The organism is Hydrogenophaga sp. (assembly GCF_028698005.1).
Classification (GTDB): Bacteria; Pseudomonadota; Gammaproteobacteria; order Burkholderiales; family Burkholderiaceae_C; genus Hydrogenophaga.
On the sequence record NZ_JAQVEJ010000080.1, the window covers coordinates 1 to 12845 of the forward strand.

At 65.7% G+C, this 12845-nt stretch carries 14 protein-coding genes and 1 pseudogene; 2 read left to right on the forward strand and 13 right to left on the reverse strand.

The genetic code is table 11. The features are described 5' to 3' along the window. The 7 genes and pseudogenes from PHQ87_RS09415 to PHQ87_RS09445 all read right to left on the reverse strand — a co-directional run. A pseudogene (locus PHQ87_RS09415) lies at window positions 1–763 on the reverse strand (hypothetical protein); the annotation flags it as partial. A 333-nt stretch (window positions 764–1096) separates the two neighbouring features. Beyond that, window positions 1097–1594 carry a hypothetical protein gene (locus PHQ87_RS09420; RefSeq protein WP_300233336.1) on the reverse strand — a complete coding sequence of 166 codons (498 nt, stop codon included), beginning with the start codon at window positions 1592–1594 and terminating at the stop codon, window positions 1097–1099. 422 nt (window positions 1595–2016) lie between these two features. Next, on the reverse strand, window positions 2017–3246 hold the full coding sequence (locus PHQ87_RS09425; RefSeq protein ID WP_300233338.1) for a Yip1 family protein: 1230 nt from the start codon (window positions 3244–3246) through the stop codon (window positions 2017–2019). Between the two features lie 111 nt (window positions 3247–3357). Continuing rightward, window positions 3358–4119, reverse strand: a complete 762-nt coding sequence (locus PHQ87_RS09430; RefSeq protein ID WP_300233340.1) for an NAD-dependent deacylase — start codon at window positions 4117–4119, stop codon at window positions 3358–3360. Beyond that, window positions 4112–4858, reverse strand: a complete 747-nt coding sequence (rlmB, locus tag PHQ87_RS09435) for a 23S rRNA (guanosine(2251)-2'-O)-methyltransferase RlmB (RefSeq protein ID WP_300233341.1) — start codon at window positions 4856–4858, stop codon at window positions 4112–4114. Before rlmB ends, PHQ87_RS09430 begins: the two co-directional genes overlap by 8 nt. 91 nt (window positions 4859–4949) lie before the next feature. Beyond that, window positions 4950–5138: a hypothetical protein gene (locus PHQ87_RS09440; protein ID WP_300233342.1), complete on the reverse strand. Its 189-nt coding sequence runs from the start codon at window positions 5136–5138 to the stop codon at window positions 4950–4952. After that, window positions 5135–5833: an ABC transporter ATP-binding protein gene (locus PHQ87_RS09445; protein WP_300233343.1), complete on the reverse strand. Its 699-nt coding sequence runs from the start codon at window positions 5831–5833 to the stop codon at window positions 5135–5137. Before PHQ87_RS09445 ends, PHQ87_RS09440 begins: the two co-directional genes overlap by 4 nt. 36 nt (window positions 5834–5869) lie before the next feature. Here PHQ87_RS09445 and PHQ87_RS09450 point away from each other — a divergent pair, with 36 nt between their 5' ends. After that, the gene (locus PHQ87_RS09450; protein ID WP_300233345.1) at window positions 5870–6523 is read left to right on the forward strand and encodes an arylesterase; all 654 of its coding nucleotides are present in this window, start codon (window positions 5870–5872) and stop codon (window positions 6521–6523) included. An 18-nt stretch (window positions 6524–6541) separates the two neighbouring features. Then, on the forward strand, window positions 6542–7597 hold the full coding sequence (mnmH, locus tag PHQ87_RS09455; RefSeq protein ID WP_300233346.1) for a tRNA 2-selenouridine(34) synthase MnmH: 1056 nt from the start codon (window positions 6542–6544) through the stop codon (window positions 7595–7597). Window positions 7598–7604: 7 nt separating this feature from the next. On the opposite strand, the gene PHQ87_RS09460 is transcribed toward mnmH, so the two are convergent. From PHQ87_RS09460 to hflC, 6 genes are all read right to left on the reverse strand, one after another. Then, a complete protein-coding gene (locus PHQ87_RS09460; protein ID WP_300233347.1) occupies window positions 7605–8795 on the reverse strand; it encodes a PLP-dependent transferase in 1191 nt (396 codons plus the stop codon). A gap of 79 nt (window positions 8796–8874) precedes the next feature. Further along, window positions 8875–9399, reverse strand: coding sequence for a phosphoribosyltransferase (locus PHQ87_RS09465; protein WP_300233349.1), 525 nt, complete (start codon window positions 9397–9399; stop codon window positions 8875–8877). A 59-nt stretch (window positions 9400–9458) separates the two neighbouring features. Then, window positions 9459–10847, reverse strand: a complete 1389-nt coding sequence (locus PHQ87_RS09470; protein ID WP_300233351.1) for an adenylosuccinate synthase — start codon at window positions 10845–10847, stop codon at window positions 9459–9461. A 15-nt stretch (window positions 10848–10862) separates the two neighbouring features. After that, on the reverse strand, window positions 10863–12026 hold the full coding sequence (locus tag PHQ87_RS09475) for an ATP phosphoribosyltransferase regulatory subunit (RefSeq protein ID WP_300233353.1): 1164 nt from the start codon (window positions 12024–12026) through the stop codon (window positions 10863–10865). A gap of 87 nt (window positions 12027–12113) precedes the next feature. Continuing rightward, window positions 12114–12299 (reverse strand): DUF2065 family protein, encoded by a 186-nt coding sequence (locus tag PHQ87_RS09480; protein WP_300233355.1) that lies wholly within the window; start codon window positions 12297–12299, stop codon window positions 12114–12116. 9 nt (window positions 12300–12308) lie between these two features. Beyond that, on the reverse strand, window positions 12309–12845 hold a 537-nt coding region (hflC, locus tag PHQ87_RS09485), incomplete at its 5' end, for a protease modulator HflC (protein ID WP_300233357.1).

A 12845-nucleotide genomic window follows, 5' to 3' on the forward strand; every position in this document is an offset into this window, starting at 1 on the left:
CGGCATCAGCATCGGCGTCCGCATCGGCATCGGCATCGGCATCGGCATCAGCATCGGCGTCCGCATCGGCATCGGCATCGGCATCGGCATCGGCATCCCCATCGTTAGGCCCAGGCTTTTTGCCGCCGCCACCACCGCCGCCACCGCCGCCATTGCCGCCATTGCCGCCGTCATCCGATGCAGGCGGTTGGCCCGTGCCGCCATCAGCCGGCGCGTCATCATCGTCATCCAGGAGCGCGGCCAAGGCGCCCACGCCCAAAGCACCCAGAGCAAAATCGCCCAAGCTCATACCGCCAGCCAATGCTGGCACGCTCTTCTTGACCATCAGGGCGGCGGCATCGGACGAATCATCCGATTGGACGATCAGATCACCTTGCGCCACATCCACTGTCACCTGCTCCATGCCGCTGGGTAGGCGGGTGGTGGAGAAGGTCGCATCGGAACCACCCGTCAGCACACCCGACAGGGGCGACGGCGACCCGCCGGGCCCCGGAAAGGTCACGGCGGCCTGGCCACCCTCGGGCACGACAACACGGTCGCCCACCAGCAGAGGCGCCGAACCCTGCACCGGGATGCTCTGGCCGTCCCGGATGATTTCGACCCCGGGCGTGGCTTGCGACAGATTGCCCAGCGCGCGCGCACCGCTCGCTGCGGCGGAACCCGCCTCCATACCGGCTGCCTGTGGCGCTTGAGCGATCTGCACCGCCTCCGGTGCTGCGGCCAGGTTGGTTTCTGCCAAAGGATTAGACGTTGACTGGATCATGACACCCTCGCTGGTAAGAAAAATTAATCAATTCGAAAAAGACTATCCGGACGCTTCACACCGCCTGAGTCGGCCGCCATTGGCGGTGAAAGGCGCTGTGACCGTGGGCCCCGCGGCCTCAACGAACAAGGGCACGCAAGCGCCATACCTGAGTTATCGACTCAACCTCTCTCAGAAAACACCAACGTAACCTATTGATTTACTTAGAGAAAATTTACAAATACAGATAATCGATCACAAATTGACGCAAAATTCCGGTATTCACCCAAAACGTTACGTAACAGCTCAATCGCGATCTGAGTAACAGCCACAGCGGCATCAACCGAGCCGACGTCAACCCGTTGACAAGGCGACACCCAGGCCCGCCGACAGGGCATTTCCGGACATCACGCCGAAGCTCCAGCGGTCCGAAAAGATGCCGCTCATGTACATGTCGACGAAATCGCGTGATGTGCAGAACTGATCCAGTTCCAGCAGATTCACGAAATAACCATCACCGTCGACCAGGACGACTTCCACCTGCTGTGTGAGCAGTGTCTTGATTGCCTGGAGGATCTTTCTGCGGCCCACCACGGAGGCCTTGATGCGCATGTCGACCATGACGCCAGCCAAATGCCTGAGGCGGCCGTCCATGGCCATGCTCACCAGCACGGCCATGACGTCCTGGGCATTCGCGGGTTCGCTCTGGAACTGCGCGATCGCCATGAACTCGTCGCGCCTCATGACGGCATACTTCATGTCGTCAAGCGACATCAGTTCCGAGTTCCACTGTTGACCGCGCCCCCCGAAGGCGCGGTGGCCATCATTGCCCTGATTCAGCAGTTCGGCCATCGACACATAACAAGGACGTCCGGTATCCATCGTCTGCACTTTCCTTGAACGCGCTTGCCGCGGGACCATGTGCCCCCATCCCGTTCCGGCCCCATGCCAGGGGGATACGGCGCGCGATACACGCAGTGACAGAATTGCAAAAGCGATGCCAGACGTCCCTCAGCCGTCAGATGGCTTCAAGGGCAAAAAATCCTGTTGATTTATATGGATTTTTTTTTGGCAATGATTGTGGTCCGGGTGCGTGTTACGTAACATCCCGCCTACGGAACATACGCACGGACACATTTGCCTTGGACCCGAGACGCGCCAGCCGGGCGTCCCCGCCGGTGGGGACGCTGCGCTCAGACCCAGCGTTTGTTGCGGCGACCCAGCGGGCCAATCGGCCACGCTGGCGCGGTGGCGCCGCGCCACCCCCACCTCATTTACTGCGGTCGCTGCAGACCCGCCAGACCTTTGAGATCGAATCGGCCCAGCGCTGTCTTGACCTCATCGATACCCAGGCCACGACCATCAAACTCCACCAGCACCCCGTTGGGCAGGGCCACCATCAGTTCGGCATGGCTGCCGTTCTTGCCGTACGCCTCCTTGAACGACAGGCCGTCGCGCTGGTAGATTCTTTCCACGCTGTCCTGGGTTTCGCGCTCCATCGAGGTGGCTGTCCAGGCCATCATGCCCATGGCCAGCGCTGGAACGGCGCCGACATCGATGACCTTGACGTCCAGTTGCTGGTTGTCGCGCTCGTAGGACGCCTCCACCGATGCCATCGACAGGCCCATGGTCTGGTTGCTGCTCACTTCGAACGACGTGCGCGCCAGCCCACCCAGTTGCTCCGGTACAAAGGCACGCAGCGCGCTGGTATCCATGGCCTTGGCTGCCGCACCGCCGCCCAACGCCCCCATCATCTCGCCCAGTGCCTTGCCGGCGGCAGCACCGTCACCCCTGGCCTGCGCCTCTTCCATGCGCTTGGCCGCCTCTTCCATCTTCTTGCCGGCTTCCTCAAGCTTGGCAGTATCCACCTTGATCTCGGTGCCCGGCACCTTGATCGTCATGTCGGCCGGCGCCTTGCCCATCATTGAAGCCTTGCTGCCGCCCGTGAAGATGGCGCTGACGGCACCCACGATGAGGCCGGCCACGATGCCGCAGACGATGAGCACCGCCGTATAGACCAGCGATTTGTCCTGCGGCGTCTTCATCATCACCGGAACGCCGGTGTAAAGCAGGTAGATCGAGTACAGTGCCGCCAGCAGGCCCAGCATCGACAGTGACGGCAGCAGGTTGAAGATGCCACCGACCAGACCGGCCGTCGCGCCATAAGCCACCAGCTTGAAGGCGTTGGGCAGGTTTTTCTCGCCCTGGAAGCGTGGTGCCAGCTCGTTGGCGATGAGCGCCAGCACATAGATCATGGCCAGCGACAGCACGAAGCCCACCACCATGTTGACCAGGCCACTCACGATGGGCACGCGGAAATGCATCCCAAACCCGCCGAAGCCGATCAGGCTCATGCCGATGAACGTGGCCACCGCGGGTATGGCCGCCAGATAGATCAGGTAGTTCTTGTAGATCGACGGGATGTCGTCGGTCTCTGTCGCGATGGCCGGCCAGGTCTCTTTGGGTTTGAACAGAATGTCCTGTACCCGCTGAATGATGTTCATGCGTCTCTCCTCTCCGCTGACAACAACGGTGTTAAGCACGAAGCATTATGGGGGAGTTCGCGCGATTTCCCTGTCATAGCGTGCAAGTTGACGCCTGGTCGCCACGCCGCCTCAGTGCGATGCCCCCAGTAGCCACGGCAGGCACTGCGCCGCACGCTCGCGCACGCACAGGTGCGCCATCTCGTCCAGTTCGGTCTCTGCCGGATTGATCACCACCACCAGCGCGCCCTGGCGCCTGGCCACATGGGCCAGCCCGGCCGCCGGATAGACCATGCCCGAGGTGCCGATCACCAGCATCAGGTCGCACGAACGGGCCGCTTCGTCGGCCGCCGCCAGCGCCCGTGTTGGCAGTGCCTCGCCGAACCACACCACGTCCGGGCGGCGCAGATTGCCGCACACCGGGCAGCGCGGCGGCGCACCCGGCTCGATGTTGCGAACATCACAGCAGGCCCGTGGCTGGTCGAGCCAGCGGTCCTGCAGGATGCTGCCATGCAAGGCAATGGCGTCGCCACTGCCGGCTCGCTGGTGCAGGCCGTCCACGTTTTGCGTCACCAGCGTCAGCCGGCCCGAGTGGCGCTTGCCAAACCAGGCCAGTGCCCGGTGCCCGGCGTTGGGCTCGACGGCGGCGATCAACTCGCGCCGGTACTGGTACCAGCGCCACACCCGCTGCGGGTCGGCACGGAACGCGGCCTCGGTGGCCAGCTCTTCGGCACGGAACTGGGCCCACAACCCCGTCTGTGCATCGCGGAACGTGGGCACGCCCGATTCGGCACTCATGCCCGCCCCGGTGAGCGCGGCCACGTGGCGTGCCTGGGCAATCAGGCGCCGCGCCTTGGTCAGGTCAGGGTGAGCGGCTGATGCAGCCTCATCCACGCTGGCGCAGCGCCTCGTAAAGACATACCCCGCTGGCAACCGACACGTTCAGGCTTTCGACCGCCCCGCGCATGGGAATGCTCACCAGCTCGTCGCAAGTCTTGCGCGTGAGTTGCCGCATGCCGGCACCCTCGGCGCCCAGGACCAGGGCCACGGGCCCGCTCAGGTCCACCTGGTACAGGGTCTTGGGCGCGTCGTCGCTGGTGCCAATGATCCAGATGTTGCGCTCCTTGAGTTCGTTCAGGGTACGCGCCAGGTTGGTCACCATGAAATACGGCATGGTCTCTGCGGCGCCACTGGCCACCTTGGCCACCGTGGCATTGATGCCCGCGGCATGGTCCTTGGGCGCGATCACCGCGTGCGCACCCGCGCCATCGGCCACACGCAGACAGGCCCCCAGGTTGTGGGGGTCGGTCACGCCGTCCAGCACCAGCAGCAACGGCGCCTGGTCGTTGGCCTCCAGCTGGTCCAGCAGATCGTCGAGCGATCGGGCACTCTCGAGCGCGTTGACGCGCGCCGCCACGCCCTGGTGGCCGTGGCTGCCGGCCAGCTTGGCAATGCGCAGGCTGTCGGCCTCGATCACCCTCGTACCAGCCTCCTTCGCCCGCTGCAGGAACTGGCGCATGCGCTGGTCACGCCGCGACGGATCGACATAGATCTCGATGATGGATTGCGGCGCCGTCTTCAGGCGCACGCCGACGGCATGGAAACCGAACAGGACTTTGGGGGCGGATGACATGGGGGAATTATCCACCCGGCCCAGGTACCGAAACGCTCTCCGTGTTCAGCGCCGCACCAGTTCCACCCGCAGGTTGCGAGCACGCCCTTCTTCACTGGCGTTGCTGGCCAGGGGGCTGCGTCAGCCCCCTGCCCTCGGCCCGCAATCTGGCGCGTTCGACGCCACGCTCGACCACGGCCTGGGCGCGCTGCCGCGACAGCGTCAGGTTGAAGTCTGCGCCGCCTAGGTCGTCGTTGTGGCCGATGACCGCCAGCTTCAGCGCCGCACGCCCTGCCGTCACGCCGCAGATTCGATCCCCCCTATGGCTCCTGCCTCGATGGTGATGCGCCGGTCGCAGCTGCGCGCGATGCCCTGGTCGTGCGTCACCAGCACCAGCGTCGTGCCCTGCTCGCGGTTGAGGTCGAACATCAGCTCCATGACCTTCGCACCGGTGGCGAAGTCCAGGCTGCCCGTGGGTTCGTCGGCCAGCAGCACCGCCGGCTGCACCACGAATGCCCGCGCCAGCGCAACGCGCTGCTGCTCGCCGCCCGAGAGCACCTTGGGGTAGTGGCGCAGGCGCGCGCCCAGCCCCACCCGCTCCAGCATCCGGGTCGCGGCAGCGCGGGCATCGCGCCGCCCGGCCAGCTCCAGTGGCAGCATCACGTTCTCGAGCGCCGTCAGGTTGCCCAGCAACTGGAAACTCTGAAACACGAAACCGATCTTCTCTGCACGCAGGGCCGCACGCTGGTCCTCGTCGAGCTGGAACAGGTCGATCCCGTCGATCACCACGGTACCCCGGGTCGGCGTATCCAGGCCAGCGATGATGGACAGCAGCGTGCTCTTGCCCGATCCCGAGGCCCCGACGATGGCTGCCGACTGGCCGCACGGCAGCGAAAAATCGACATCGCGCAGAATGTCGAGCGTGCCGGTGGCATCGGTGACGGACTTGAACACATGCCGCACGGCAATGATCTCGTTGGCGGAAGATGAGGGCATGAGCTGGCGGCAATGAAAAAAGGAAAGGACGCACCGTTGAAACGACGACACTGTAACGTGGCGCTGACCGCCCTGCTGCTGGCCGGTAGCCTGCCTGCGGCCCTGGCTCAGCAAGCCGCCGCAGGCAAGCCCACCACCATCCTGGTGGTGGGCGACTCCCTGAGCGCCGAATACGGGGTGCGGCGCGGCGCCGGCTGGGTGTCACTCCTGGCAGAACGGCTGCAACAGAAGAAGGTTCCCGCGCGGGTCATCAATGCGGGCGTCAGCGCCGACACCACGGCGGGTGGTCGCTCGCGCCTGCCGGGCCTGCTGCAGCAGCACCAGCCGGACATCGTCGTCATCGAGCTGGGCGCCAACGACGCCCTGCGCGGCCTGCCCCTGACCACCACGCGCGACAATCTCAGCACCATGGTGCGTCAGTCCAAGGAAGCGGGCGCGAAGGTGCTGCTCGTGGGCATGGAGATGCCGCCGAACTATGGTGCCCGCTACACCCAGGAGTTTCGCGCGGTCTTCCAGACGGTGGCCAAGGCCGAGAGCGTGCCGCTGGTGCCCTTTCTGATGCGCAACGTGGCCGACGTCCCCCACGCGATGGAGTTGTTCCAGAGCGACCGCATCCACCCCAACGAGAAGGCACAACCCATCCTGCTGGACAATGTCTGGCCGGCCTTGCGCAAGCTGCTGCCCGCCTGAAGCACCGATAATCCGGCCATGTCCGTTCGCACGCTTTCAGCCACTGACGCCCTGGCGCAGTTGGCGGATTTTCACACTGTCATCGACGCCCGCAGCGAAGACGAATACGCGCTCGACCACTTGCCCGGGGCGGTCAACTGGCCGACCCTGAACAACCAGGAGCGCATCGAGATCGGCACGTTGCACCGGCTGCAGCCGTTCGAAGCCAGGAAGCGCGGCGCCGTCTTTGCCGCGCGCAACATCGCCGCCCACATCGAGCGCGAGACATTGGACAAGCCACGCGAGTGGCGACCGCTGGTGTATTGCTGGCGTGGTGGCCAGCGCAGCGGCGCGCTGGCCACCATCCTGGGTGCCATCGGCTTCCAGGTCACCCGCATCGAGGGCGGCTACAAGGCCTGGCGTGCGGCCCTGGTGGCAGATACTCCCCGTCTCGCTGCCTCGCTGTCCTACATCGTCATTTGCGGCCCTACAGGCAGCGGCAAGACCCGTCTGCTGCAGGCACTGGCTGCCGAAGGCGCCCAGGTACTCGACCTGGAGGCCATCGCCTGCCACCGCAGTTCGGTGCTGGGGCACATTCCCGGGCTGGAGCAGCCCAGCCAGAAGCGCTTCGACAACCTGATCTGGCAGCAGTTGCGCCAGTTTGACCCCGCGCAGCCGGTGTTCGTGGAAAGCGAAAGCAGGAAGGTCGGCAATCTGCGTGTCCCCAACGCCCTGATCGAGGCCATGCGCGCCAGCCCCTGCATCGACCTGCAACTGCCCGACGCCGAGCGCGTCGCGCTGCTGCTGGAAGACTACGATTTTTTCGTTCGTGACAGCGAGCATTTCTGCGCGCGGCTCCAGGCGCTGACCGAGCTGCGCGGTCACGCCACCGTCAACGGCTGGATCGCCCTGGTGCGTGCCGGCCATATCCCCGAGGTCGTTCAGGCCTTGCTGTCGCAGCACTACGACCCGGGCTACGCGGCCTCGATCCGGCGCAACTTCGCACAATACAGCCGGGCGACGCCCCTGGCCCTGCCGGATCGCTCGACCGGCAGCCTGGCCGCCGCAGCACGCCAGTTGATGGCCGGGCGATAACGCCCTTTCAGGGCGATACCAGGGCGGACAGCGCCTGCGCCAAATCGGCTTTCAGATCGTCCACGGCCTCCAGGCCGACCGCAAAGCGCACCAGCCCGCCCTGGTGCGGCCAGCGCGTGACGGAGCGGATAGCCGGCACGTCGTAGGGGGCACACAGGCTGATCGGCCCGGCCCAGCTCCAGCCCAGGCGGAACAGCCGCAGGCGGTCGCAGAAGGCGTCGACACGCGCCTGGTCAAAGCGTTCGTCGAACACCGCGCTGAACAGGCAGGCGGCCGCCGTCGCGTCGCGGCGCCAGTATTCGTGCCCGGGCGAGCCTTCCAGCGCCGGGTGCAGCACACGCACCACCCCGGGCTGCGCCTGCATCCATTGCGCCAGCGCACGCGTGGCCGCGTCCTGCGCCGCATAACGCAGGGCCAGCGTCGGCAGGCCGCGCAGCACCAGCTCGGCGTCGTTGCCGCTCACCCCCAGGCCGAGCCGCATGTGCGTGAGCAGCACCTGGCGGTGCAGCGCCTCGTCGCGCGTGACCACCGAGCCCATGAGCACATCGGCACCCCCGCTCGGGTACTTGGTCAGGGCCTGCATGGACACGTCCACGCCCAGCTCGAAGGCCTGGAAGGCCACCCCGGCACCCCAGGTGTTGTCCAGCGCCGAGACGATAGGCCGCTCGCGCCCGGCGTTGGCGGCACGGACCACCGCCACCAGTGCGGGAATGTCGGGGAACTCCAGCGTGATCGAGCCCGGTGCCTCGATCCACACCAGCCGCGTGGCCGGCGAAATCTTGGCCGCCAGGTCGGCCGGGTCCATCGGGTCGTAATAGCGGTGCGCAATGCCCCAGGCCTGCAGCTCGACGTGCGCGAACGATTTGTTCGGCCCATAGGCGTTGTCGGGCAGGAGCAGTTCGTCACCCTGGCGCAAAAAGGCCATGTCCACCAGCGAGATCGCCGACAGGCCACTGGGTGCCAACACGCAGAAGCGCCCGCCTTCGATGGTGGCGATGCGCTCTTCCAGCGTGAAGGTCGTGGGCGTGCCGTGCAGGCCGTAGGTGTAGCCGCTCTTGTCTTTCCATTCCTGCGTGCGCAAGGCATGCACGTTCGGAAAGAACACCGTGGAGGCCTTGTGCACGCCCGGCGCCACGGCCTCGAAACCCTCCGGCGGACGGTACGGGTGGTGGATCAGACGGGTCGGCAAGGTGCTCATGTTTCGGCGCCGGGCCGCCCCAAGCCGAAACGCACCCCCTTGGGGGGCAGCGACCCGCGCAGCGGCGGAGCGTGGGGGCTCATAATTTCCACTTTTCGAGCAGTTGCGCGGGCCGCAGGTTGTCGTAGCCTTCGAACGGCTGGTGGATCCAGGGGTTGGTCGGCAGGAATTCCACCGAATAGTCGGGCGTGAACACCGAGGCCGCCTTGCTCCAGATCACCGCGCTGCGCAGCTCGGTGATCGGCTTGTAATGGGTCTTGAGCGTCTCGATCACCGCCTTGAGCGTATGGCCCGAATCGGCCAGATCGTCCACCAGCAGCACCTTGCCGGCGATTTCGCCCTTGGGGGTGGTGATGTAGCGGGCAATATCGAGCTGCCCCTGCACCGTGCCCGCCTCGGCCCGGTACGAACTGGTCGACATGATGGCCAGCGGCACGTTGAAGATGCGCGAGAGGATATCGCCCGGCCGCATGCCCCCGCGCGCCAGGCACAGGATGGTGTCAAACTCCCAGTTCGACTGGTACACCTTCAGGGCCAACTTTTCGATGAGGTTGTGGTACTCGTCGTAGGACACGTACAGGTGTTTGCCGTCTTCGGTCAGCATGGCCGCTCCGGGTGGTTGGGTGGGTTCGTGGGATTCTGCACCAAAGCCTGCGCCCCGGCTCAGGCCTGGTACGGATGGTGGATCAGGATCGTGTGATCGCGATCGGGGCTGGTCGAGACCACATGGATCGGCACACCCGTGGTGGCCTGGATGCGGTCGAGGTAGCGGCGCGCATTGGCCGGCAGGTCCTCGTAACGCGTCACGCCCACCGAAGACTCGCTCCAGCCCGGCAGCGTTTCATAGATGGGCTGGCAGCGCGCAATGTCCTCGGCACCCAGCGGCAGGATGTCGATCGTCTCGCCGTCGAGCTCGTAACCCACGCACAGTTTGAGCTCGGGCAAGCCGTCGAGCACGTCCAGTTTGGTGATGCACAGGCCCGACAGCCCGTTGACCTGGGCCGAGCGCTTGAGCAGTGCGGCATCGAACCAGCCGCAGCGGCGGCTGCGCCCGGTGGTGACGCCCTTTTCGGCACCGACGGTCGCCATGTGCCAGCCCGGCGTGCCCTCTTTCTCCCACTCCAGTTCGGTCGGGAAAGGGCCGCCACCCACGCGCGTGCAGTAGGCCTTGGTGATGCCCAGCACGTAGTGCAACAGGTGCGGCCCCACGCCGGACCCCGCAGCGGCATTGCCTGCCACGCAATTGCTCGAGGTCACGAAGGGATAGGTACCGTGGTCGATGTCCAGCAGCGTGCCCTGGGCGCCCTCGAACAGCAGGTTGGCACCGGCCTGGTGGGCCTCATTGAGCTCGCGCGAGACATCGGCGATCATCGGCCGCAACTGCTCGGCCTGGGCCATGGCTTCGGCATAGACCGGCTCGAACTGGATTTCGCCGTCCTTCATGTAGCGCGCAAGCTGGCCATCCCAGGCCATCTCGGCCGAATGCAGCCATGTCTTGAGCACATGGTTGTGCAGCGCCAGCAGCTCGCGCAGCTTGGTTGCGAAGCGCTCGGGGTGCTTCAGGTCCTGCACGCGCAGCGCACGACGGGCGATCTTGTCCTCATAGGCCGGGCCGATGCCTCGGCCCGTGGTACCGATCTTCTCGGACCCGGCCTTGACCTTGGCCGCCTCGCGGGCGATGTCGATCGCAGCGTGGAACGGCAGGATCAGCGGACAGGCTTCGCTCACGCGCAGACGCGAACGTACCTCGACCCCGGCCTTCTCCAGCCCCTCGATCTCCTCGAACAGCTTGGCCACCGACAGCACCACCCCGTTGCCGATATAGCACTTGACCCCGGCACGCATGATGCCGCTGGGGATCAGGTGCAGGGCGGTCTTCACACCATTGATCACCAAGGTGTGACCGGCGTTGTGTCCACCCTGGAAACGCACCACACCCTGGGCCGTCTCGGTCAGCCAGTCGACCAGCTTGCCCTTGCCTTCGTCGCCCCACTGGGTGCCGACCACCACCACGTTGCGCCCCGGCTGTGCGGCGCTGCTGCTGTTCTTCATCTGTGCTGATTCCGTTTAGAGGTTTCTGACAATCCAGGCGCCATCCGCCGGGTTTTTGACCAGTTCGCGGTCGCAATGGAATTCGTCGACTTCGTGCCCGGGCCCGGCCAGGGCACACACCACCGTCTGCCCCTGCCGGCGCAAGGCGGCGACCGCCGCGCGCAAGGCCGGTTCAGTGCCCCAGGGCGCCCGGATGGCGGCCTCCAGGGGGCGCGGCCGCACACTGGCGACCAGTGTCTTGAGATCCAGGCTGAAGCCGACGGCCGGGCGCTTGCGCCCGAACACCGCACCGACCTCGTCGTAGCGGCCACCACGCGCCAGTTCCACCGGTTCACCCCGGCTGCCACGTGCAAAGATGGCAAACCGCATACCGGTGTAATAGGCATAGCCACGCAGATCGGCCAGATCGATCGATACCGGCATGCCCCGCACCTGCGATGCCAGCCAAGCCAGGCTGTCCAGCGCCTCGCGCAACTTCGTCGAAGGCTGCAATACGCGGCTCGCCTCGTCCAGCACGGTCACATCGCCGAACAGGCGCGTCAGCGCCAGCAGATCGCGCCGCACAGCCACAGGCAGATCGTGCGACAAGGTGGCGATCTCGGTGATGTCCTTGGTCGCCAGGGCGGCGTGGATCGCCTGCACGCGGGCCGGCTCCAGCGCCACGGGCGCCAGCACGGCGTCGATCACCCGCACATCCGCGAGATCCAGTTGCATGCCCTGCACCCCGGCGGCGGCCAGGCAGGCCTGTGCCAACTCCAGGGTTTCGAGGTCGGCCTCCAGACCACCATGACCGAAGATTTCGGCACCGAACTGCAGCAATTCGCGGCTGGCGCCCGGACGGCTGGCCTTGGTGTGAACCACTGGGCCGCAGTAGGACAGGCGCGTCACACCCTGGCGGTTGAGCAGATGGGCGTCGATGCGCGCCACCTGGGGCGTGCTGTCGGCACGCAAACCCAGCGATCGGCCCGAGAGCTGATCGACCAGCTTGAATGTGTGCAGACCAAGCGCCTCCCCCGTGCCGGTCAACAGGGATTCGAGGTGCTCCAGCAAGGGAGGCATGACCAGCTCGTACCCGTAGCCACGGGCCGTATCGAGCAGGCTCCTGCGCAATTCTTCGATGTGCCGGGCCTCGGAAGGCAAGACATCGGCTATGTGATCCGGAAGGACCCAGGCGGACATGTCGGGACTCAGGGGTCTGTTAAAAAGGGGATTCTACCGGCGATGGGCCATCGGGTGGCCGCCGGGGCATGCTGCACACCCCGTGACTCAGGATTGCCACCACCACCACATCAGACCCGCCGCCACACTGAGCAAGCCGTAAAAGCGGATCTGGCCGTCGCGCAGGCGCAGCAAATCGGTGAACACGCGACGCCACAGGCCGGGTGCCAGCAGTGGCAGCAGGCCCTCGATGATCAGCACGAGGGCCAGCGAGGCCCAGATGATATCGGCCACGCGGCGCGCTCAGCGCCCCGGCGCCGCCGATCGCATCGACTTGAAGAAATCCGACGACTGATCGATCACCATCACGTCGGACTTGCTGCCGAAGCTGGCCTTGTAGGCATCCAGGTTGCGGTAGAACTGGGCAAAGGCCGGATCGCGTCCGAAGGCCTCGGCATAGATCGCGGCCGCCTTGGCATCGCCCTGACCCTTGACCGCCTGCGCATTGCGGTAGGCTTCGGCAACGATGATCTCGCGCTGGCGATCGGCCTCGGCGCGAATCTTCTCGCCCTCGGCAAAACCGGTGGAGCGCAGCTCGTTGGCCACGCGCTTGCGCTCGGCTTCCATTCGGTCGTAGACCGAGCGGGTGATGGTGTCGGCATAGTCCACGCGCGTGATGCGCACGTCCACCACGTCCATGCCCCAAGGCTTGTCGGCACCACGCACCGCTTCCAGCACTTCCCTTTTCACGTCGGCCATCAGTTGCTCGCGCTGCGTGTTCAGCAATTCCTTGAGTGTGCGTTTGTTCACCTCCTGCTGGAAGGAGTTGCGCACCACCCG

Excerpts from the sequence above, each read along its gene's own strand:
- PHQ87_RS09420 (WP_300233336.1), bottom strand. The coding sequence starts at position 1,594 with ATGGCCGAACTGCTGAATCAGGGCAATGATGGCCACCGCGCCTTCGGG.
- PHQ87_RS09425 (WP_300233338.1), bottom strand. The coding sequence starts at position 3,246 with ATGAACATCATTCAGCGGGTACAGGACATTCTGTTCAAACCCAAAGAG.
- rlmB (WP_300233341.1), bottom strand. The coding sequence starts at position 4,858 with ATGTCATCCGCCCCCAAAGTCCTGTTCGGTTTCCATGCCGTCGGCGTG.
- PHQ87_RS09445 (WP_300233343.1), bottom strand. The coding sequence starts at position 5,833 with ATGCCCTCATCTTCCGCCAACGAGATCATTGCCGTGCGGCATGTGTTC.
- mnmH (WP_300233346.1), top strand. The coding sequence starts at position 6,542 with ATGTCCGTTCGCACGCTTTCAGCCACTGACGCCCTGGCGCAGTTGGCG.
- PHQ87_RS09460 (WP_300233347.1), bottom strand. The coding sequence starts at position 8,795 with ATGAGCACCTTGCCGACCCGTCTGATCCACCACCCGTACCGTCCGCCG.
- PHQ87_RS09465 (WP_300233349.1), bottom strand. The coding sequence starts at position 9,399 with ATGCTGACCGAAGACGGCAAACACCTGTACGTGTCCTACGACGAGTAC.
- PHQ87_RS09470 (WP_300233351.1), bottom strand. The coding sequence starts at position 10,847 with ATGAAGAACAGCAGCAGCGCCGCACAGCCGGGGCGCAACGTGGTGGTG.
- PHQ87_RS09475 (WP_300233353.1), bottom strand. The coding sequence starts at position 12,026 with ATGTCCGCCTGGGTCCTTCCGGATCACATAGCCGATGTCTTGCCTTCC.